General features: G+C 60.2%; 19 protein-coding genes. All 19 read left to right on the top strand.

The genetic code is table 11. The annotated features are described in order from the left end of the window. The first annotated feature begins 17 nt into the window (after nt 1-17). The 19 genes from carB (at nt 18) to rapZ (ending at nt 21377) form a co-directional block, all read left to right on the top strand. Nucleotides 18-3359: a carbamoyl-phosphate synthase large subunit gene (gene carB, locus ABRP66_RS04515; RefSeq protein WP_284854023.1), complete on the top strand. Its 3342-nt coding sequence runs from the start codon at nt 18-20 to the stop codon at nt 3357-3359. Continuing rightward, nucleotides 3343-4182, top strand: a complete 840-nt coding sequence (pyrF, locus tag ABRP66_RS04510) for an orotidine-5'-phosphate decarboxylase (protein WP_284854022.1) — start codon at nt 3343-3345, stop codon at nt 4180-4182. Before carB ends, pyrF begins: the two co-directional genes overlap by 17 nt. A gap of 259 nt (nt 4183-4441) precedes the next feature. Next, nucleotides 4442-4765, top strand: a complete 324-nt coding sequence (mihF, locus tag ABRP66_RS04505; protein ID WP_121910735.1) for an integration host factor, actinobacterial type — start codon at nt 4442-4444, stop codon at nt 4763-4765. 8 nt (nt 4766-4773) lie between these two features. Further along, on the top strand, nt 4774-5343 hold the full coding sequence (gmk, locus tag ABRP66_RS04500) for a guanylate kinase (protein WP_023022483.1): 570 nt from the start codon (nt 4774-4776) through the stop codon (nt 5341-5343). A gap of 40 nt (nt 5344-5383) precedes the next feature. Next, nucleotides 5384-5686 carry a DNA-directed RNA polymerase subunit omega gene (rpoZ, locus tag ABRP66_RS04495; protein ID WP_005279075.1) on the top strand — a complete coding sequence of 101 codons (303 nt, stop codon included), beginning with the start codon at nt 5384-5386 and terminating at the stop codon, nt 5684-5686. Nucleotides 5687-5824: 138 nt separating this feature from the next. Next, nucleotides 5825-7078, top strand: coding sequence for a bifunctional phosphopantothenoylcysteine decarboxylase/phosphopantothenate--cysteine ligase CoaBC (gene coaBC, locus ABRP66_RS04490; protein WP_284852044.1), 1254 nt, complete (start codon nt 5825-5827; stop codon nt 7076-7078). 97 nt (nt 7079-7175) lie between these two features. Then, nucleotides 7176-8408, top strand: a complete 1233-nt coding sequence (gene metK / locus ABRP66_RS04485; protein ID WP_284796101.1) for a methionine adenosyltransferase — start codon at nt 7176-7178, stop codon at nt 8406-8408. Nucleotides 8409-8419: 11 nt separating this feature from the next. Next, entirely contained in the window at nt 8420-10450 is a 2031-nt protein-coding gene (locus ABRP66_RS04480; RefSeq protein WP_284769750.1) for a primosomal protein N', read from the top strand. Nucleotides 10451-10502: 52 nt separating this feature from the next. Next, nucleotides 10503-11018, top strand: a complete 516-nt coding sequence (def, locus tag ABRP66_RS04475; RefSeq protein ID WP_284851674.1) for a peptide deformylase — start codon at nt 10503-10505, stop codon at nt 11016-11018. Nucleotides 11019-11093: 75 nt separating this feature from the next. Next, the gene (gene fmt / locus ABRP66_RS04470; protein WP_284854020.1) at nt 11094-12035 is read left to right on the top strand and encodes a methionyl-tRNA formyltransferase; all 942 of its coding nucleotides are present in this window, start codon (nt 11094-11096) and stop codon (nt 12033-12035) included. 182 nt (nt 12036-12217) lie between these two features. Continuing rightward, on the top strand, nt 12218-13672 hold the full coding sequence (locus tag ABRP66_RS04465; protein ID WP_349838406.1) for an RsmB/NOP family class I SAM-dependent RNA methyltransferase: 1455 nt from the start codon (nt 12218-12220) through the stop codon (nt 13670-13672). A 10-nt stretch (nt 13673-13682) separates the two neighbouring features. Further along, a complete protein-coding gene (rpe, locus tag ABRP66_RS04460) occupies nt 13683-14351 on the top strand; it encodes a ribulose-phosphate 3-epimerase (RefSeq protein WP_349838385.1) in 669 nt (222 codons plus the stop codon). Nucleotides 14352-14362: 11 nt separating this feature from the next. Next, the gene (gene ribD, locus ABRP66_RS04455; RefSeq protein ID WP_410757067.1) at nt 14363-15385 is read left to right on the top strand and encodes a bifunctional diaminohydroxyphosphoribosylaminopyrimidine deaminase/5-amino-6-(5-phosphoribosylamino)uracil reductase RibD; all 1023 of its coding nucleotides are present in this window, start codon (nt 14363-14365) and stop codon (nt 15383-15385) included. 38 nt (nt 15386-15423) lie between these two features. After that, nucleotides 15424-16038: a riboflavin synthase gene (locus ABRP66_RS04450; protein WP_284852050.1), complete on the top strand. Its 615-nt coding sequence runs from the start codon at nt 15424-15426 to the stop codon at nt 16036-16038. A gap of 11 nt (nt 16039-16049) precedes the next feature. Continuing rightward, nucleotides 16050-17327: a bifunctional 3,4-dihydroxy-2-butanone-4-phosphate synthase/GTP cyclohydrolase II gene (locus ABRP66_RS04445; protein ID WP_349838384.1), complete on the top strand. Its 1278-nt coding sequence runs from the start codon at nt 16050-16052 to the stop codon at nt 17325-17327. Further along, nucleotides 17324-17797, top strand: a complete 474-nt coding sequence (gene ribH / locus ABRP66_RS04440) for a 6,7-dimethyl-8-ribityllumazine synthase (RefSeq protein ID WP_284852051.1) — start codon at nt 17324-17326, stop codon at nt 17795-17797. Before ABRP66_RS04445 ends, ribH begins: the two co-directional genes overlap by 4 nt. A 32-nt stretch (nt 17798-17829) precedes the next feature. Next, entirely contained in the window at nt 17830-18378 is a 549-nt protein-coding gene (locus tag ABRP66_RS04435) for a PH domain-containing protein (RefSeq protein WP_284609442.1), read from the top strand. Between the two features lie 3 nt (nt 18379-18381). Further along, on the top strand, nt 18382-20451 hold the full coding sequence (uvrC, locus tag ABRP66_RS04430) for an excinuclease ABC subunit UvrC (RefSeq protein WP_349838383.1): 2070 nt from the start codon (nt 18382-18384) through the stop codon (nt 20449-20451). 53 nt (nt 20452-20504) lie between these two features. Next, complete coding sequence (gene rapZ, locus ABRP66_RS04425; RefSeq protein ID WP_284851679.1) at nt 20505-21377, top strand: RNase adapter RapZ; 873 nt, start codon at nt 20505-20507, stop codon at nt 21375-21377. Nucleotides 21378-21397 lie beyond the last annotated feature (20 nt).

Here is a 21397-nt window from a genome sequence, read left to right as displayed (position 1 = left end):
AAAAGGAAGAAAATATTATGCCAAAGCGCACTGACATTAATCACGTCCTGGTCATCGGCTCCGGGCCCATCGTCATCGGCCAGGCCTGCGAATTCGACTACTCCGGAACCCAGGCCTGCCGCGTCCTGAAGGACGAGGGCCTGCGCGTGACCCTGGTGAACTCGAACCCCGCGACCATCATGACGGATCCGGAATTCGCCGACCACACCTACGTCGAGCCCATCGAGCCGGAGTACATCGAAAAGATCCTGGTCAAGGAGGCAGAGGAAGGCCACCCCATCGACGCCGTCCTGGCCACCTTGGGCGGGCAAACCGCGCTCAACGCTGCGGTGCAGCTAGACCGCCTGGGAATTTTGGATAAGTACGATATCGAGCTCATCGGCGCCGATATCGATGCCATCGAGCGCGGCGAGGACCGCCAAAAGTTTAAGGACATCGTGGCCTCTGTAGGCGGAGAATCCGCTCGCTCGGCGGTGTGCCACAACATGGACGAGGTCCACGAGACCGTCGACAAGCTCGGCCTGCCCGTCGTGGTGCGCCCGTCCTTTACCATGGGTGGACTGGGTTCCGGCCTAGCCTTCAATAACGATGACCTTGAGCGCATCGCCGGCGGCGGGCTTGCGGCCTCGCCTGAGGCTAATGTGCTCATCGAGGAATCCATCCTCGGTTGGAAAGAATACGAGCTCGAGCTCATGCGCGATGGCGACGACAACGTGGTCGTCGTGGCCTCTATTGAAAACGTCGATGCCTTGGGCGTGCACACCGGTGACTCCGTTACCGTGGCTCCGGCGCTGACGCTGACTGACCGCGAGTTCCAGAAGATGCGCGATTTGGGCATCGACATCATCCGCGAGGTGGGCGTCGATACCGGCGGCTGCAATATCCAGTTCGCCTTGAACCCAGACGATGGCCGCATCATCGTCATCGAAATGAACCCGCGCGTCTCCCGCTCCTCGGCGCTGGCCTCCAAGGCAACGGGTTTCCCCATTGCCAAGCTGGCCGCGAAGTTGGCCATCGGCTACACCTTGGACGAGGTGCAAAATGACATCACCGGCGAAACCCAAGCGGCCTTCGAGCCGACGTTGGACTATGTCATCGTCAAGGCGCCCCGTTTTGCCTTTGAGAAGTTCCCCGGCTCCGATGACACCTTGACCACCACGATGAAATCTGTGGGCGAAGCCATGGGCATCGGCCGCAACTACATCTCTGGCCTGAATAAGGTCATGCGTTCGCTGGAAAACAAGCCCAATGGTTTCTGGACCAAGCCCGATGAGTATTTCGCGGGCGAGCGCGCCACCGACGTGCAGGCGGTGCTCAAGGACCTCGAGCGCCCCACTGAGGGCCGCATGTACGATATCGAGCTGGCCCTGCGCCTCGGCGCCTCGGTGGATGAGGTCCACGAAGCCTCCGGCGTGGATCCATGGTTCATTGCGGAGCTCGAGGGCCTGGTGAAATTCCGCCAGGAGCTTGTCGATGCCCCCGTGCTCACCGAGCAACTCCTGCGCGAGGCCAAGGTCTTTGGGCTTTCCGATGCCCAAATTGCCGCCCTGCGCCCCGAGTTCAACGGCGAGGATGGTGTGCGCAGCCTCCGCTGGCGCATGGGCATTCGCCCCGTCTTCAAGACCGTCGATACGTGTGCCGGCGAGTTTGAGGCGCAAACGCCGTACCACTACAGCTCCTATGAGCTGGACCCCGATGCCGAAACCGAGGTGCACCCAGCACCGGAAGGCTCGAAGGGCAAGGTCATCATCTTGGGCTCTGGCCCGAACCGCATTGGCCAGGGCATCGAATTTGACTACTCCTGCGTACACGCCGCGCTCGAGCTTTCTCGCAAGGGCTATGAGACCGTGATGGTCAACTGCAACCCGGAGACGGTATCGACGGACTATGACACCGCCGACCGCCTGTACTTCGAGCCATTGACCTTCGAAGATGTCATGGAGGTCTACCACGCAGAGGCAGCCTCCGGCGAGGTCGCCGGCGTGCTGGTGCAGCTGGGCGGCCAGACCCCGCTGGGCTTGGCAGAGCGCCTCGATGCCGCCGGCGTGCCGGTGGTGGGCACCAGCCCTGCTGCCATCGACTCTGCCGAGGACCGCGGCGAATTCGGCAAGGTTCTAGAAGCCGGTGGGCTTGCCGCACCGCAATTCGGCACCGCCACCTCCTTCGAGGAGGCCCGGAAGGTAGCAGCCTCCATCGGTTATCCAGTCCTGGTTCGTCCTTCCTACGTATTGGGCGGCAGCGGCATGGAAATTGTTTACGATGAGCGGTCGCTGGAGAACTATATCGAGCGCGCCACCGAGCTTTCCCCAGACCATCCAGTCCTGGTGGACCGCTTCTTGGATTCGGCCATTGAGATCGACGTCGATGCCCTGTGCGATGGCAACGAGGTCTACCTCGGCGGCGTGATGGAGCACATCGAGGAGGCTGGCGTTCACTCCGGTGACTCCTCCTGCGCCCTGCCGCCGATGACGCTGGGCCCAGAGGACATCGAGAATGTGCGCGAGTCCACGCGCCGTTTGGCCGAGGGAATCGGCGTCAAGGGCCTGATGAACGTCCAGTTCGCCTTGAAGGACGACATCCTTTATGTCATCGAGGCCAACCCACGCGCCTCGCGCACCGTTCCGTTCGTCTCAAAGGCGACCGGCGTGCCGCTAGCAAAGGCCGCCGCCCGCATCATGATGGGATCCACCATCGCGGAACTGCGAGAAGAAGGACTTATTCCATCGTCCTACGATGGCGGCTCCTTGCCACTTGATCACCCGATTGCGGTCAAGGAAGCGGTCTTGCCCTTCAACCGTTTCCGCCGCCCAGATGGCAGCCTGCTCGATTCCTTGCTGTCGCCCGAGATGAAGTCCACCGGTGAGGTCATGGGCTTGGCCACCAACTTCGGTGCGGCCTTTGCCAAGGCGGAAATCTCCGCGTTTGCTCGTCCGCCGATTGAAGGCACGGTCTTCGTCTCCGTAGCCAACCGGGATAAGCGCACGCTGATTTTCCCCATCCAGCGCTTGGCCACGATGGGCTACAACATCATCGCTACTGCGGGTACCGCGCAGATGCTGCGCCGCAACGGCATCGAGTGCGAGGTCGCCGTCAAGGTCTCTGAGGCCAAGGACGGCGAAGAGTCCATCGTGGACAAGATCCTCAACGGCGAGGTGGATTGGATCCTCAATACGCCAGCAGGCTCCGCCGGTTCCCGTCACGACGGCTACGATATCCGCGCCGCAGCGGTGCACATGGGGCTGCCACTGGTCACGGTGGTTCAAGGCGTGACGGCGGCGGTGCAGGGCATCGAAGCGCTGCGCCAGGGTGATTTGCAGGTCCGCGCACTTCAGGAGCTTGAGCATGGACCACGCAACTAAATCCTTCGGCCAGCGCCTGGTAGACGCCGGCCGCGAACGCGGGCGCCTGTGTGTAGGCATCGACCCGCACCCGTACCTCTTAGAGCAATGGGGGCTGGATAATTCACCAGAAGGCCTTCGCACCTTCAGCATGCGCTGCGTCGAGGCATTCGCGGATTCCGCAGCCTTGGTAAAACCACAGGTGGCTTTCTTCGAGCGCTTCGGCGCCGCAGGCTTTGCGGTCTTGGAAGAAACCCTGGCCGGTTTGCGTGAGGCAAGATGCCTGACGGTGGCGGATGCCAAGCGCGGCGATATCGGCTCCACCATGGAAGGCTATGGCGATGCCTGGCTAGGGGAGACCTCGCCCCTGCGCGCTGACTCGGTGACACTTTCGCCGTACCTCGGCGTTGGGGCGCTGGGCGCGGCTATTGCCACGGCGCACGAAAACAACCGCGGTGTATTCGTCCTCGCGGCTACTTCTAATCCGGAGGCGCGCGTCATTCAGGCAGTGCCTGCAGGCACTGCGGACTCGATTGCCCAAGCGGTCGTCGACGAGTGCGCCGCCTTTAACGCCTCGGAGAAAGAGGCCGGTGTTGCCGGAAGCGTGGGCGTTGTGGTGGGTGCGACCGTGGATAATCCGCCCCGATTGGACTCGCTTAATGGCCCGGTGCTGCTTCCCGGCGTTGGTGCCCAGGGGGCGGGTCCCGCGCAGGTGCACGCCATTGTGTCTGAGTGCCCGCAGCTGGGCTTTGCGAATGTCTCGCGCGCCGTCCTACAACGCGGTCCTCAGGTCGATGACCTGCGCAAAGCCGTGATCGATACCGCAGACCAATTCCGGGATTAGAACACGCGGCGGGGTCGATTAACGGCCGCGCCGTTTACCTGGTATTTTGGTCTAAGCATGTGCGTTGACGTGCTAAAACGAGTGGCCCATCTGGGTCGCCTATCGTCATCGTGTCACTAGCGGTGCTAGGATAATCAGAAGTCGGTGTGCTCGAAGGTTCAGGGTAACTTTCCGCGGTATTTCCATCGCGTTTGGCAACCGGAATCTGGTACCCAGTGCCAGAAGTAATAGAACCAATCTAATGAATCGGAGGAAACTCGTGGCCCTTCCAAAGTTGACTGATGAGCAGCGTAAGGAAGCTCTCGCAAAGGCCGCTGAGGCCCGCAAGGCTCGCGCTGAGCTCAAGGCTGCGCTTAAGCGCGGCGAGACCGACCTGAAGGACGTGCTGGAAAAGGCTGAGACCGATGAGATCATCGGCAAGACCAAGGTTTCTGCACTCCTCGAGGCTCTGCCTAAGGTTGGCAAGGTCAAGGCCAAGGAAATCATGGAAGATCTGGAGATTGCACAGACCCGCCGCCTGCGCGGTCTGGGTGAGCGCCAGCGTCGTGCTCTTCTTGAGCGCTTCGGTTACGGCGACGAATAATCACGTCCATGGCTGACGCAACTGCTCGCGGTCGCCTCGTCGTGTTGGCGGGTCCCTCCGCAGTGGGTAAATCCACCGTAGTGTCGCGTCTACGGCATGACGTCGAGGGGCTGTATTTCAGCGTGTCTATGACTACGCGCCAGCCCCGCCCCGGGGAAAAAGACGGCGTGGATTATTTCTTCGTCACCCCTGAGGCTTTTCAAGAACGCATTGATGCCGGTGAGATGCTCGAATGGGCAGATATTCACGGCGGATTGCAGCGTTCTGGAACACCTGCCCGTCCCGTAGAAGAGGCTTTGGAAGCAGGGCGCCCGGTTCTCGTCGAGGTTGACCTGGCCGGTGCGCGTAGCGTCCGGAAGGCCCTTCCGGAAGCGGACTTGGTCTTCTTGGCCCCTCCTTCCTGGGAGGTGTTGGTAGAGCGCCTGACCGGTCGCGGTACCGAACCACAAGACGTCATCGATCGTAGGTTGCACACTGCATATGAGGAACTAGCTGCACAGGATGAGTTTGATCACGTTGTGGTCAATGAAAACCTAGATGAGGCAGTGGCCGCCATTAGTGATATCCTGCGAGGATAGATTCTTCTTTTGACCATCTTCAACCAATGTAAAGGTGCATGTGACTAACGTGACCACCCCTTCTAACACTGAATCCGCAAAGTCGGAACCGGTATTTGATGATCCGATTGGTATTACTGACCCGCCAATCGATGAGCTGTTGGACAAGGTTTCTTCCAAGTACGCCTTGGTAATTTTCGCTGCCAAGCGTGCACGCCAGATCAATAGCTACTACCAAGAGCAAGATGAAGGCGTCTTTGAGTTCGTTGGCCCGCTGGTTAACCCAGAACCCGGCGAGAAGCCACTGTCCATCGCGCTGCGCGAAATCGACGCAGGTCTGTTGGACCACGAGGAAGGCAAGTAAGTAACGCGCGCATTCGCGTGCGCACCTTGTGCCTCATTTCAGCCCCGTCCGGCTACCCCCCAATGGTTTCACTTTTGTGGAACTAATGTGGCGGCCGGGCGGGGCTCTTGTCATACCTGCACGGTACGATTGTGCGATGTGACTGTTTCAAATTCTCCTCGCAATATCGTGCTGGGCGTTGCCGGTGGCATCGCCGCGTATAAAGCCTGCCACCTAGTGCGCAATTTTAAAGAACACGGCGATAATGTCCGCGTCGTTCCTACAGAAAGCGCCTTGAACTTCGTCGGCGCCGCAACATTCCAGGCATTATCCGGAAACCCCGTCTCAACCGGTGTTTTTGAAGCCGTAGAGGACGTTCAACACGTAGCTGTGGGGCAGGAGGCCGATGCCGTGGTTATCGCCCCTGCTACGGCGGACCTCATTTCTCGCCTGGCTGCGGGACGCGCCGATGATCTCTTGACCGCGACCGTGCTGGTAGCAACGTGCCCCATCATCGTGGCGCCCGCCATGCACACCGAAATGTGGAATAACCCAGCGACACAAGACAACGTGAAGACCCTGCGTCGGCGCGGAATTACCGTCATGGAACCGGCGCACGGGCGTCTTACGGGTAAGGATACGGGCGCAGGAAGGCTACCGGATCCAGAACAGATTGCGGCCATCGCACGCACCGAGCTGGCTGGCTTTCACATCGACCACAGCTGGTCGGGGCTGAAGGTTGTTATCTCCGCCGGTGGCACGCAAGAGGAATTAGACCCAGTTCGCTATATAGGAAACCGTTCCTCCGGCCGGCAAGGGTTTGCGCTGGCAGAAGTGGCCGCGCACAAGGGCGCAGATGTCACGATTATGGCGGGCAATACCGCGGAGTTGCCGTTACCGAGCGGGGCTACAATCCGGGACATCGTGTCCGCACAAGACCTAGAAAGCGCGATGCGCGAGGAATCCCGCGATGCCGATATCGTCATCATGGCCGCGGCGGTCGCGGACTACCGGCCCGCCAATGTGGCAGAGTCCAAGATGAAAAAGGGCAAAGCGGATGATGCGCTTGCCGCGCTGGAGATGGTGGAAAATCCAGATATTTTGAAGTCTCTCGTGGCCGCGCGCGAAGAGGGCGAGGTGCCGGAAAACTGCGTCATCGTTGGCTTTGCGGCGGAGACGGGAGATGCTGATTCTTCGGCACTGGAGTATGCCCAAGAAAAGTTTGCGCGCAAGGGTTGTGACGTACTGATGGCCAATGAGGTCGGCCGCGGCGTGACCTTTGGCCAGGAAAGTAGCGAGGGGTGGATCCTGCGGCGGAATGTGGAACCGCAGCGCGTAGAGCATGGATCTAAGCAGGTCGTCGCGGCGCAGATTCTCGGCGTCGTGAATGAAATGATTGAACCGGGAAATTAAATATTGCGTTTATAGACCGCTTGGTCTAGGGTGGCCATATGATTGGTAGGGGCAGAATGCCTCGGTATCGAATACGTAATAATCAAAGGAAGTTTTTGTGACTGATAACGCTGCAGTGGAAGCTCGTCTTTTTACAAGCGAGTCCGTTACTGAGGGGCACCCAGACAAGATTTGTGACGCCATCTCGGATGCCATCTTGGATGCGCTTTTAGATAAGGATCCGGAGTCCCGCGTCGCCGTGGAAACCCTGGTCACCACCGGCCAAGTACACGTCGTGGGCGAAGTTCGCACCAATGCCTACGTGGAAATCCCGGCTCTCGTGCGCGAGACCCTGAAGTCCATCGGCTTTACCTCTTCCGATGTGGGCTTCGATGGCAATACCTGTGGCGTTAATATCGCCATCGGCGAGCAGTCGCAGGAAATCGGTGCTGGCGTGGATACCTCCACCGAGGCACGCGATCAGGGCGCGGATTATGACGAAGAAAATGACACCGCCGGCGCCGGCGACCAGGGCCTGATGTTTGGTTATGCTTCGAATGAAACCGCGGAGTACATGCCATTGCCCATCGCCTTGGCGCACCGCCTGTCCCGCCGCCTGACCCAGGTGCGCAAAGAGGGTATTGTGGACCACCTGCGCCCGGATGGCAAGACCCAGGTGACCTTCGCATATACCGAGAACAATGAGCCGTCTCACCTGGATACGGTCGTTATTTCTACCCAGCACGATCCTGAGGTAGATAGTCAGTGGCTAGAAACCCACCTGCGCAGCGAGGTGTTGGAATGGGTTATCAAGGACGCAGGCCTTGATAAGTACTACACCGAGGACACCAACCTCTTGGTCAACCCTTCCGGCTCCTTCATTTTGGGTGGCCCGATGGGTGATGCAGGCCTTACCGGGCGCAAGATCATCGTGGATACCTACGGTGGCATGGCCCGCCACGGCGGCGGTGCTTTCTCCGGCAAGGACCCCAGCAAGGTGGACCGCTCTGCGGCCTACGCCATGCGTTGGGTGGCTAAGAATATCGTCGCCGCAGGCCTGGCTGACCGCGCAGAGGTGCAGGTGGCCTATGCCATCGGTCGCGCCAAGCCGGTCGGCCTATACGTCGAGACCTTCGGTACCGCGAAGCAGAACCTGACCGATGAGCACATCCAGGCTGCCGTTAATAAGGTCTTCGACCTTCGCCCAGCCGCCATCATCCGCGAATTGGATCTGCTGCGTCCTATTTACGGCCAGACCGCCGCCTACGGTCACTTCGGTCGCACCGACGTTGACCTGCCTTGGGAGCAGTTGGACCGCGTGGAGGAATTGCGCGCTGCCGCAGGTCTGTAGAATGTGGGCTTATGCCTAAGAAAACACCCGCCGCCCGGAAACCGGTCGCGCGGGTGTTGCCTCTTTTAGGGATTGCCCACCTCGATCGGGGATTTGATTACCTGGTAGATGAGGCTGAATCCGATAGTGCCCAAGCCGGGGTGAAGGTACGCATTCGGTTCAATGGGCGCTTGGTGGATGCGATCATCGTCGAGCGCAAGCATGATTCCGACTTCGGTGGGCAGCTGCGTTTTATTGAGCGAGTCATCTCGCCATTTCAGGTCTACCCACCGCAGCTGTCCCGGCTGGTAGAAGCCCTTGCGGATCGCTATGGCGGAATCTGCTCCGATATCATTCGCTCTGCCATTCCACCGCGGCATGCGAAGGCGGAAGAAGCGGATTTGGATACCCCGTGGGAAGACCTCGGCGCAGCCAGCGAGCCCGATTTATCAGGGTGGTCTGCCTATCAGCATGGTGAAACATTTGTTGATTCCATCTTGGGCGGGAAATTAGCCCGCGCCGCATGGCAAATCGCTCCCGGCGATGAATGGGAAGATGCACTCGCGGCCTTAGCTGCCAAGGTCGCCTTGGGCGGGGGAGGTGTCCTTATTGTCGTCCCAGACCAAAAGGTAATCGACTCCTTGGAAAACGCCCTGCGCGCTGTCGTGGGGCCGAAACAAATCACGGTGCTCACCAATAGTATGGGACCGCAAGCGCGCTATCGCCGCTACCTTTCGGCCTTGGTGGGCCAGGCGCGAATAGTCATTGGTACGCGCTCGGCGGCTTTTACTCCCGTGGACAACCTGCAACTAGCCGTCATTTTTGATGACGGCAACGATAACTTGGTAGACAATATCAAGCCCTACGTCCACGCCCGGGAGGTGCTTACCACCCGCTCTGCATTCGAAAATTGCAGCTTCATTGCGGCCAACCATTCGCGTACGGCAGAAACTCAATTATTGGTGGACTCTGGGTGGGCACACGACCTCGTGCCGAGTAGCTCAACCATAGAGGCACGCCGGCCCGATATTTTGGCCATTGGTGCCTACGGGCTGTCCATTTCCCGGGATTTGGAGGGCGGTACGACCTCTGTGCAAGCGCCGGCCTTTCAGGCAGCGCAGCAGGCCCTCGACCGCGGTGAACCGGTGCTTGTGCAGGTCCCGCGCAAGGGGTATGCGCCTACTTTGGCTTGTGGAAAGTGCCATTCTCCTGCGCGGTGCCGCCACTGCAACGGGCCATTGGGGTTGCCTCCGAGCTCCGAGCGCTCAAGCGAGGAGGCGGTCATGCCTACCTGCCGCTGGTGTGGGCGCATTGCCACCAATCACCGCTGTACCGAGTGCGGTTCGCCGCGGCTGCGCGCCATCGTTTTAGGCTCCGAACGCACCGCGGAGGAATTGGGGCGGGCCTTTCCCAATACATCCGTTGTGGTCTCCGGCGGCAATAAGGTTGTGGGCTCAATTGAGAATGCCCCTGCATTAGTGATTGCTACCCCGGGCGCTGAGCCGCGGGTGAAAGGCGGCGCCTATGGCGCGGCCCTCTTATTGGATGCAGGCACCTTATTGAATCGGCAGGATTTGCGCGCCACCGAGGACTGCCTGGCCAAATGGGCGCAGGCGGCCACCATGGTCAGGCCGCATTTCAAGGGCGGGCGTGTCATCATCGCCGCGGATCCGGAACTTCCCGTCGTGCGCCACTTCATGAGCTGGGACATGGTCGCGGCCGCTGCAGAAGAATTGCGTGCCCGGCGCGAGGTGCGCTTTCCACCAGCCGTGCACTTTGCCGCCATTGATGGGGCGGACGCGGCTCTGGATTCCTTCGAGAAGCTGGTCGATCTGCCAGAGCACGCCGAGGTCTTAGGCCCGGTTCCGCTCCCGCCAGGGGACAGCCTTCCCGGGGAATACGATGCGGACCGCTTTGGCCCACCGCAACGCTTGGTGGTGCGCGCCCCGCTGGGGCCGCGATCGCAGCTTGGGCGAGCATTGCGCAAGGCTAATGCGGCGCGCAGCGCCCGGAAGGATGAATTGCCACTACGCATCATGGTCGATCCCATTCACGTGGGTTAGAAGTGCGCATAAACTTAGGCGAATAGGCAGTACATGAGAAAGGGAAGATTCAGTGGCGGAATTAGACATCAGGCTCTACGGGGATCCCGTACTGAGTACGCGGGCAGAAGAGATTACTACCTTTGACTCTGGCCTTCGCACTTTGGCGCAAAACATGCTGGAGACCATGGATGCTGCCGGTGGGGTAGGGCTGGCGGCGAATCAAGTGGGCATACTCAAGCGCATCTTTGTCTATGACTGCTCGCATACGCAGACCGGGTTGCGCGGGGCTCTGATTAACCCCGTGTGGACGTCTTTGGGAGAGGACATGCAGACTGGCCCGGAAGGCTGCCTATCCATTCCTGGGATTCGCGCCGATACGCCGCGGCACAATCGGGTATTTGTCTCTGGGCGCGATGTAGAAGGCAGGCCGGTGGGAATGGTGGCCTCCGGCCTTTTGGCGCGGTGCATTCAGCATGAAACCGATCACCTTGACGGGGTTTTATTCCTGCGCCGGCTTGGTGACGACGACCGCAAGACCGCCATGCGTACCATCCGCGAAGCCGATTGGTTTAATACCGCGGGCTAGGCGAGCTTCGGCAACGCAGGCGGGGTCGTTGTACCCTAGAATTTTCACCCGAGACCTCGAGGAGACTCATCCAATATGCGGATTGTTTTTGCCGGCACCCCAGAACCGGCGGTGGTGGCATTGGAGAAATTGCTTGCCTCCAGCCACGAAGTGGTAGCGGTCATTACCCGGCCCGATGCGAAGAAGGGCAGGGGCCGCAGCCTTCACCCGAGCCCGGTAAAGGCGCTGGCGCAAGAGCACGGCATCGAGGTGCTGACCCCATCCACGCTGCGGTTTGGCACGGAAGATGGCGATAACCTGCGCCAGCGCCTGGCCGAGCTGCAGCCAGAGGCCATCCCGGTGGTGGCCTATGGCAATCTCATTAGCAAGGATCTCTTGGATGTCGCGCGCCATGGTTGGGTCAACCTGCACTTTTCCCTCCTTCCCGCCTGGCGTGGCGCGGCACCGGTACAAGCGGCTATCGCGGCAGGCGATGATATTACCGGCGCATCCACCTTCCGGATCGAAGAAGGCCTGGATACAGGCCCGGTATTCGGCACGGTCACAGAAGGCATCACTGGGACGGATACCGCAGACGATCTGCTCACCCGGCTCGCGTATTCCGGGGCAGATCTCCTAGTAGCCACCATGGATGGGCTCGAGGCCGGCACGCTGGAGCCGCAGGCCCAAAAAGGAGAGGCCACCTATGCGCCGAAAATCTCTACCGCGGCAGCGCGCATCGACTGGGCGCAGCCAGCCTTTGCCATTGACCGGCATATCCGCGCCCACTCCCCGGGCCCGGGCGCATGGACGCTGCTTGACGATGCCCGCCTCAAGGTCGGCCCGGTTCGCGTTACCGAGGGCATCGACAAGCACCTAGCGCCTGGCGAGGCGCTGATTAACAAGGATGCGGTGTATATCGGGACCGCGACGCAGCCGGTGCAGCTGGATAGGATTCAGCCACCGGGTAAAAAGATGATGAATGCGGCCGATTGGGCGCGTGGATTAGGAAAGAACGCAGAGGTGAGGTTCCAGTGACTGGTGGATTCCGCTCCCGCAGTAAGTCCGGCGACAAGGCGCCGGAGGCTAAACAACACGGCAAGAACGGCGCGCCCCAACGCGGTAATGCGCAACGGGGCAACGCTCAGCGTGGCAATGCGCAGCGTGGCCAAGACAATCGCGGCCAAGCTCAGCGTGGATCCGCACAGCGTGGTCGCGGCATGCAGGACCAGCGCAACCGCGACCACCGGGATAACCGAGGAAACCGAGATAATCGGAATGCGGGCACAAAGAACACGGGCGCGGGGAAAACACTGGTGCAGGCCGCCATCGACCAGGGCGTGGATCCGGCCCGCGCCGTTGCCTTCGATGTGGTGCGCCGGGTAAGCGAAGAAGATGCGTTTGCCAACCTCGTCCTGCCCAAGGCCCTGCGAAAGCAGAAACTTTCTGGCCGCGATGCCGCATTCGCCACGGAGATTACCTATGGCACCCTGCGCACCCTGGGTGTGCTCGATGCGGTAATCGCGCAGTGTTCCTCGCGCGAGTTGGAGGCAATCTCGCCGGTGGTCATCGATGCCCTGCGCCTGGGCACCTACCAGGTGCTGTATACGCGCGTAGAGCCCCACGCGGCGGTAGATACCTCCGTCCGGCTCGTCGTGGCAGGAGGGGAAGAAAAAGCGAAGGGATTCGCCAATGGCATCTTGCGCACCATTACCCGCACACCGCCGAATGAGTGGCTCAAGCGGCTGGCCCCAGAAGGCGAGATTGCAGGCCTGGCCTTTAGGCATGCGCACCCAACGTGGATCGCGGAGTCTTTTGCCCACGTTGTCGACCCCGAGGAATTGCCCGCTGCCTTAGCGGCGGATTCCGAGCGCCCGAGCGTGCACCTGGTGGCGCGGCCAGGCGAAATTTCCGCCGAGGAATTGGCGCTGATTACCGGAAACGAAGAAGGTACCTACTCGCCCTATGCGGTGTATATGGATTCCGGGGACCCAGGCCAATTGGAACCGGTCCAGCAGGGCATGGCCGCGGTACAAGATGAGGGCTCGCAGCTTATCGCCCGCGCGGTCTGCGAGGTGCCCGTCAGCGGTACCGACCAGGGCCGCTGGCTCGACCTGTGCGCGGGCCCGGGCGGCAAGGCGGCCCTGATGGGGGCTTTGGCGCGCATCGAATCCGCGCACGTCGATGCGGTGGAAGTATCACCGCACCGCGCGAAACTGATTGAAAAGACGGTGCAGGGGTTGCCGGTGACCGTCCACGTGGCCGATGGCCGCAACCCGCAGGTCGGATCGGGATTCGATCGCATCTTGGTGGACGCGCCGTGTTCGGGGCTGGGCGCATTGCGGCGCCGCCCAGAGGCACGCTGGCGGAAATCTGAAGCCGATATTGCCGAGCTTTCGACACTGCAATTCGAGTTGTTGTCCTCTGCTCTCAAGCTCGTGCGGCCGGGCGGGGTCGTGGTGTATTCCACGTGTTCGCCGGACCTGCGCGAAACCCGCACCATCGTGGACCAGGCGGTAGAAAAGCTGGGTGCACAGGAGCTAGATGCGCGGGAATTTATCCCAGATATGGGCAATGTGGGCAAAGAAAAATCTGTCCAAATGTGGCCGCACCGCCACGGCACCGATGCCATGTTCATGGCGGTATTGCGGCGCGGCGATGAGGAAGGGAGCTAGAATTAACGGTATGCCTGCACCACTTATTTCTCCGTCAATTTTGGCTGCTGACTTCGCGCGGTTGGGTGAACAACTAGAGGCCATTTCCAACGCTGATTGGATCCATGTAGACATCATGGACGGCCACTTTGTCCCCAACCTTTCCTTTGGCCCGGATATTACGGCCACGGTGATAAAGTCCACGGATAAGCCGCTTGACGTGCACCTGATGATTGAGGAGCCGGCGAAATGGGTGGAGACCTACATCAAGGCCGGTGCCACCACTATCATTTTTCACGTGGAGGCGGTAGAGGATGAGGTCGCCGCGGTGGACTTGGCCCACAAGATCCGGGACCTAGGTGCGCGTGCGGCCTTTTCCATCAAACCGGATACGCCCATTGAGCCGTGGCTAGACAAGCTGCATCACTTCGATGAGGTGCTGGTCATGTCCGTAGAACCAGGTTTTGGCGGCCAGAAATTTATGCCCGACATGCTGGATAAGGTCCGCGCCCTGCGCGAAAGCATTGATCAGCAGGGCTTGGATACCATCATTGAAATCGATGGCGGCATCGATCCGGATACCATTGCCTTGGCAGCGGAGGCCGGATGCGATTCCTTCGTGGCGGGATCGGCCGTATTCAAAAGCGAAGATCCAGCGCAGGCGGTGGAAGAATTGCGCGCGCTTGCGGCGCGTTCATAATGGCCGGCGCGATGGATGAAACCAACGTGTCCGGAGCTTTGGTTCAGGCCATGCAGGCCGGTGCGGCGGTGCGCGGTACCACGAGCCCCAATCCACCGGTAGGTGCGGTGATTTTGTCAGCAACCGGCGCCGTCGTGGGCATTGGTGCGACCCAGCCGGTGGGTGGCGCCCACGCGGAAGTCATGGCGCTGCGCGCGGCCGGCGAGAAAGCCCGCGGCGGTACGGCCGTGGTCACCCTGGAGCCGTGCGCACATACGGGCAGGACGGGTCCCTGCGCCACGGCGCTTATCGATGCCGGAATTGCCCGCGTGTTCTACCTGCATCCCGATCCCACGCCCCTAGCAGGCGGGGGAGCGCAGGCCCTGGCCGCCGCCGGGGTAGAGGTGGGCGAGCTCACCGCACCGGATGGCGTCGAAGACGCGGTGTATGCCTGGTTGCGCGCGGTAAAGCTGCAGCGCCCGCACGTCACCCTGAAATTTGCCCAGACCTTGGATGGGTTTACCGCTGCCGCCGATGGCACGAGCCAGTGGATCACCGGGCCTAAGGCCCGCGAGTGGGTTCATGCCGATAGGGCGCGGCGCGATGCCATCATCATTGGCACGGGCACCGCGCTTGCCGATAACCCCTCGCTTACCGCGCGCTTTAGCGATGGGAGTTTGCGCGAGCATCAGCCGCGCCGTGTGGTCATCGGCAAGCGCGAGCTCCAGTCCGCGGGTGAGAAGGTCTCGCACCTGCAGCGGCTGGGGTTTGAACAATATGACACCATCGAGGGCGCGCTGAAGGAGCTTTATGCCAGCGGCGCCCGCGACGTCTTGGTTGAAGGCGGGGCGGGCCTGGCCCAGAGCTTCATCGAGGCCGGTGTCGTGGACGCACTCGCGGCGTATATTGCCCCTATCCTGTTAGGCCAGGGGCGCGGGGTTCTGGCGAATGCGGTGGCGCATACGCTTGCCGATGCCCCACGTTTTACCACCGTGCGCACCACCAGCCTCGGGCCCGATGTCCTCGTAGAATACGAGGCGCGGAACGAGCGTTAAAAGATTAGATAATTTAGAGATAAATACAAGGGGAATCATTGTTTACAGGGCTAGTACAAGAGCTAGGAACGGTGGCCGCACTAGAACCGCAGGCGGATGCACTGCGGTTGAGCATCCGCGCACCGCAGACGGTGAGTGACGCGCACCTAGGGGATTCCATTGCCATCAATGGCGTGTGCCTTACCATCGCGGAATTGGATGGGGATATTTTCTGCGCCGATGTGATGCGAGAATCTTTGGACCGGACGGGACTCGGTCAACTGGAAGAAGGCGCGCGGGTCAATGTCGAGCCGGCAGTACTGCCCACCACGCGGCTGGGTGGACACATTATGCAGGGCCATGTCGATGGCACGGCACGGTTGGTCTCGCGCGAGCATTCGGAGCACTGGGGCGTGCTGCGCTTTAGCTTGCCCCGCGAGCTTACCCAGTACGTCGTGGAAAAGGGCTCTATTGCGGTCAACGGTACGTCTTTGACGGTCAGCGCCGTAGGTAAGGACTGGTTTGAGGTCTCCCTTATTCCCACCACCTTGCGGGAGACGACGCACGGAGAATCTCAGCCCGGCAATATCGTAAACCTCGAGGTGGATGTGCTGGCGAAGTATGTAGAAAAGATGCTTCACCCCGAATCCGGAAGTGCTCAAGCAAAGGACTAGACTGCTAGGTTATGTTCGCGACTGAAGAGAGCATCCATTTTGATGCCATCGATCACGCCATTGCGGAGATTGCCGCCGGCAAGCCGGTCATCGTCATGGATGATGAAGGACGGGAAAACGAAGGGGATCTAATCTTTGCCGCGGAGCTGGCAACCCCGGAACTGGTCGCGTTTATGGTGCGGTATTCCTCCGGATATGTCTGCGCCTCATTAATGCCGGAAGATTGCCAGCGGCTCGATTTGCCGCCGATGATGGCGCAGAATCAGGACGTGCGCCAGACCGCTTATACGGTCACCGTGGATGCGGCAACGGGCTCTACCGGAATTTCTGCGGCCTCCCGCGCAGAAACCATCCGCCGCTTGGCTGATGCTTCGACTCGGTCCAGCGACTTCACCCGGCCAGGCCACGTGGTCCCCCTGCGCGCGCGACCCGGCGGGGTATTAGAGCGCGATGGGCACACGGAAGCCGCCGTCGATTTGGCACGCCTTGCAGGCCTTCGTCCCGCCGGCGTGCTGTGTGAAGTCGTATCAGAAGAAGACCCGACGGATATGGCCCGCGGGCCGGAACTGCGCCGTTTTGCCGATAAGCACGGCCTCGCACTGATCTCTATCGCGCAGCTTATTGAGTGGCGCCGCCACCACGAGGTGCAAACCCAGCGCGCGGTAGAAACCCGCCTGCCCACAGAGTATGGCGAATTCACCGCGATTGGTTACCGGCATGACCTTGACGGCCAAGAGCATATTGCCTTAATCGTCGGCGATCCCGCGCAGCTTCGCGGTGCCCGCGATATTGTGGTGCGCGTGCACTCTGAGTGCCTTACCGGCGATGTCTTTGGCTCGCGCCGGTGCGACTGTGGCCCTCAATTGCAAGAATCCCTGCGCAAGGTGCAGGAAGCCGGCAGCGGGGTAGTAATTTACCTGCGCGGCCACGAAGGCCGCGGAATCGGATTGGTGCACAAGCTCCAGGCGTACCGGCTCCAGGACGAGGGCTGGGATACGGTCGACGCCAATTTGGAACAAGGCCTGCCAGAAGATGCCCGGGAGTATTCCGTGGCGGGCCAGATCCTGAAGGACCTTGGGGTGGAATCGGCACAACTGTTGACCAATAACCCGCACAAGGGGGAAGGGCTCGCCGGATTCGGCATTGAAGTCAGCCAACATATCCCACTTACCATCGCCGCCAACGCCGATAATATTCGGTATCTGCGGACCAAACGCGACCGCATGGGCCACGATCTTCCGCAGGTGGCACAGTGGGACGCGCAGCACGAAGGAGAATTAGGTAAATGAGTAAAGCAGGATTACCCACTATCGCGCAGGTAGATGCGCGCGGCCTCCGCGTCGCGGTCGTGACCGCGACTTGGAACGAAGAGGTCTGCGATCAGCTGCACCAGCAGGCAGTGGAGACTGCCCGTGCAAATGGGGCAGAAGTCGCAGAATTCCGGGTCGTTGGTTCCCTAGAATTGGGCGTGGTTGTTCAGGCAGCCGCGCGAAAATTCGATGCCGTCGTTGCCTTGGGTTGCGTCATCCGCGGCGGCACTCCGCACTTCGATTATGTCTGCGATTCTGTTACCCAAGCCCTAACGCGCATCTCCTTGGATGAATCGACGCCAATTGGTAATGGTGTCTTGACTGTCAACGACCAGCAGCAGGCCATCGATCGCGCAGGTTTTCCTGACTCGGCAGAAAACAAGGGCGCAGAATCCATGATTGCGGCTTTAGATACCGCGCTGCAATTGCGTAGACTAAACGCAGATTAAAGGCAGGCAGGACTTCCGGAGGAGTAAAGCACATGAATGAGGCCGCAGCCTCGAATGAATCCCACCCGCGCCGCTCTCTCAGCGATGCAGAGGTATTGGCCTATACCAGCGCGGATCCCTTCGCACGGACCACGTCGAAGCCGTGGGAGTATACCGCCAAGTCCCCGTTTTTGCGCAAGATTGCCATCGGCTGGGTCATCCTAGTCATGGCCATCCATATTTTCATGGGTGTCACTCTCGATATCTCTTTTACCGGCGCGCACGTGACCACCATCGATAAATTCGCTTTCCCCGGTGTGGGCGTAGTCATTTCCATCTTGTCCTGGATTGCGCTGAACCGGCCGCGGCTGCAGGCCAATGAGGATGGGGTAGAGGTCCGCAATATCATCGGCACGCGCTTTTACCCGTGGCAGGTGGTCTACGGGCTATCCTTCCCCGTCGGCCAGCGCATGGCCCGCCTCGAGCTGCCCGAATTTGAGGCCGTGCCCGTGTGGGCGCTGCAGTCCGGCGATAAAGAAACCGTGATCACAAAAGTCCGTGACTTCCGCGATCTGGAAGCCAAATACATGCCGCAGGATTAAGCATTGGCAGATCCAACCACCTATCGCCCCGCCCCAGGAACCATTCCGACGGAGCCGGGCGTTTATAAGTTTCGCGATGAAAACAAGCGCGTCATCTACGTAGGCAAGGCCAAAAACCTGCGGGCGCGCCTGTCCAATTATTTCCAAGACATCACGCAGCTGCACCCGCGCACGCGGCAAATGGTGTTGACCGCCAACTCCGTGGAATGGACGGTTGTTGCCAGCGAAGTTGAAGCCCTGCAGCTGGAATATACCTGGATTAAGCGGTTCGACCCGCACTTCAACGTCATGTACCGCGATGACAAGACGTATCCCATGCTTGCCGTCTCGGTGGGAGAGGTTGTCCCGCGCGCCTTTTTCTACCGCGGCCCCCGCCGCAAGGGGGTGCGCTACTTCGGGCCCTATTCCCATGCATGGGCGGTGCGCGAAAGCCTGGATCTGCTCACCCGCGTCTTTCCCATGCGCACCTGTTCAAAGGGTGTATATAACCGGCATGAGCGGCTGGGGCGGCCGTGCCTTTTGGGATATATCGGCAAGTGCGATGCGCCCTGTATCGGGCGGGTAAGCAAGGAAGAACACCGCGAGACCGTCAATGAGTTGGTATCGTTCATGAACGGCAACACGGCGGGTGTTAGGCGCAAGCTGGTTAAGGACATGGAGGCTGCCGCCGAAAACCTGGAATTTGAGCGTGCGGCTAGGTTGCGCGATGACCTTGGGGCCATCGATAAGATTATGGAGCAACAAGCGGTTGTCTTTGCCGATGGCACCGATGCCGATCTGATTGCGTTTAATTCCGATGAATTAGAAGCCGCCGTCCAAATTTTTCACGTGCGCGGCGGCAGGATCCGCGGCCAGCGCGGCTGGGTCGTTGAACGCGCCGGCGATCAGGCAACCTCTGAGCCCATTGAGGAGGGCCAACCCGATCCCGCCTTGCCCGCCTTGGTGCAAAACTTCCTCATCCAGTTTTACTCGGATGCCGTGGAGCGCGAAGAACAAGAAGCTCGTGAGGACGCGGCTTTAGCTGCGGATGTGCCGCGGCGCGGGGTGGACCAAGAATCGCACATGGAACAGCGCCACGTCCACGTCATCCCGCGCGAGATTCTGGTCCAGGCCATGCCGGAGGAATCCGAACAAGTGGTGTCCCTCTTGGAAGACCTGCGTGGTGCGCGCGTCGATCTGCGCGTTCCCCAACGCGGCGATAAACGCTCCCTTATGGATACCGTGGAGAAGAACGCCAAGGAGCAGCTGCGTCAGCACAAGCTGAAGCGCGTGGGCGACCTCACCGCGCGGTCTGCGGCGCTGCAGGATATCCAGGATGCCTTGGGCATGGACCAAGCACCGCTGCGCATTGAGTGCACCGATATTTCGCATATCCAAGGCACCGATGTCGTCGCCTCGCTGGTGGTTTTTGAAGACGGCATCCCGAAGAAATCCGATTACCGGCGCTACCGCATCAAGGAAGCCGCCGGCGACGGGCATTCCAATGATGTTGGCTCCATTGCAGAAATCACGCGGCGCCGGTTTAAGCGCCATAACCAAGATAAGTTGGCGAACCCGGACGAGGAAAAGGAAGAGTCTTCGTTCGCGGAAGAAAAGGTGGCGGAAGAATCCGCCGAGGCAGGCCGCCGGTTTGCCTATCCTCCTCAGTTGTTCATCGTGGACGGCGGCGCGCCCCAGGTGGCTGCGGCACAAGAGGTTTTTGATGAACTGGGCATCGTGGATGTCACCCTCGTGGGTCTGGCCAAGCGCTTGGAAGAAATCTGGGTGCCAGGGGATGATGAACCGGTGATTTTGCCGCGCAATTCGCAGGCGCTGTTCTTGCTGCAGCAAATTCGCGATGAGGCGCACCGCTTTGCCATTACCTACCACCGGCAACAACGCTCTAAGCGCATGCGTTCCTCGGCGCTCGATGCAATTCCGGGGCTTGGGCCGCAACGCCGTACGGATTTGGTGAAGCATTTTGGCTCCGTCAAAAAGCTCAAGGCGGCCACGGTGGATGAGATCTGCGAGGTCAACGGGTTCGGGCCGAAGCTGGCCCAGACTGTCTACGATAAGTTGCACGACGCACAGTAAATAAGCAGCCTTCCAGCAGAAGTGCGGAGCGCGAAAACGCTAGACTAGTGGGCATGACGCACTTCGACACTCCGCCCATCTTGATTACCGGCATGTCCGGCGGCGGGTTGAGTTCCGCCGCCAAGGTTTTTGAGGACAAGGGCTACTATGTGGCGCATAATATCCCGCCGCGCGCCATCGTGGACCTGTGGAAATTGTGCAACGAGGAAGAAACACCCGTTGAAAAGGTCGCCGCGGTAACGGACGTGCGGTCTCGCATGTTTCCGGGTTCCCTCATGGAAACCATCGATGAGCTAACGGCATTGGGCATGAAACCCACCGTTCTGTTTCTCGATGCACGCGATGATGTGCTCATCCGTCGCTTCGACTCCGTGCGGCGCACCCACCCTTTGCAGGGCGACGATACCTTAAAGGTGGGCATCCAACGCGAACGCCAAGTGGTGGCGGAAATTCGGGATCGCTCCGATGTCATCATTGATTCCACGAACCTCTCGATTCATGACTTGCGCCGGGCTATCGAAGCTGCGTTTGGCGAATTTCAAAATACCAACCAGCACGTCACGGTGGAATCGTTTGGTTTTAAGAATGGTTCCCCGCGCGATGCGGATATCGTAGTCGACGTGCGCTTTTTGCCCAATCCTTACTGGATTCCGGAGCTGCGCGGCTGTCGCGGTACAGATGCGCCTGTGGCGGATTATGTCCTGTCGCAGCCTGCCGCACAGAAATTCGTGGATAATTTTGTCGCCATGTTTTCTACCATGCTGGAGGGATACCGGCACGAGGGCAAGAACTTCATCACCGTGGGCGTCGGCTGCACGGGCGGGCATCACCGCTCGGTTGCGGTAGCAGAGGACATCGCCAAGCGCCTGCGCGCCAATGACACCCTTGACGTCAGCATTTTGCACCGGGATATTGCCCGCAATTAGGGCTGAGGAGCATTAAAAAC

It is taken from the genome of Corynebacterium sp. KPL2680 (genome assembly GCF_040225675.1).
GTDB lineage: Bacteria > Actinomycetota > Actinomycetes > Mycobacteriales > Mycobacteriaceae > Corynebacterium > Corynebacterium rhinophilum.
This window is presented reverse-complemented; position numbering and strand designations above follow the sequence as displayed.

What these genes read in the sequence shown, in the direction of transcription:
- carB (WP_284854023.1), top strand. Translation starts at nt 18, where the DNA reads ATGCCAAAGCGCACTGACATTAATCACGTCCTGGTCATCGGCTCCGGG.
- pyrF (WP_284854022.1), top strand. Translation starts at nt 3,343, where the DNA reads ATGGACCACGCAACTAAATCCTTCGGCCAGCGCCTGGTAGACGCCGGC.
- gmk (WP_023022483.1), top strand. Translation starts at nt 4,774, where the DNA reads ATGGCTGACGCAACTGCTCGCGGTCGCCTCGTCGTGTTGGCGGGTCCC.
- ABRP66_RS04480 (WP_284769750.1), top strand. Translation starts at nt 8,420, where the DNA reads ATGCCTAAGAAAACACCCGCCGCCCGGAAACCGGTCGCGCGGGTGTTG.
- fmt (WP_284854020.1), top strand. Translation starts at nt 11,094, where the DNA reads ATGCGGATTGTTTTTGCCGGCACCCCAGAACCGGCGGTGGTGGCATTG.
- ABRP66_RS04465 (WP_349838406.1), top strand. Translation starts at nt 12,218, where the DNA reads ATGCAGGACCAGCGCAACCGCGACCACCGGGATAACCGAGGAAACCGA.
- rpe (WP_349838385.1), top strand. Translation starts at nt 13,683, where the DNA reads ATGCCTGCACCACTTATTTCTCCGTCAATTTTGGCTGCTGACTTCGCG.
- ribD (WP_410757067.1), top strand. Translation starts at nt 14,363, where the DNA reads ATGGATGAAACCAACGTGTCCGGAGCTTTGGTTCAGGCCATGCAGGCC.
- ABRP66_RS04445 (WP_349838384.1), top strand. Translation starts at nt 16,050, where the DNA reads ATGTTCGCGACTGAAGAGAGCATCCATTTTGATGCCATCGATCACGCC.
- ribH (WP_284852051.1), top strand. Translation starts at nt 17,324, where the DNA reads ATGAGTAAAGCAGGATTACCCACTATCGCGCAGGTAGATGCGCGCGGC.
- ABRP66_RS04435 (WP_284609442.1), top strand. Translation starts at nt 17,830, where the DNA reads ATGAATGAGGCCGCAGCCTCGAATGAATCCCACCCGCGCCGCTCTCTC.
- rapZ (WP_284851679.1), top strand. Translation starts at nt 20,505, where the DNA reads ATGACGCACTTCGACACTCCGCCCATCTTGATTACCGGCATGTCCGGC.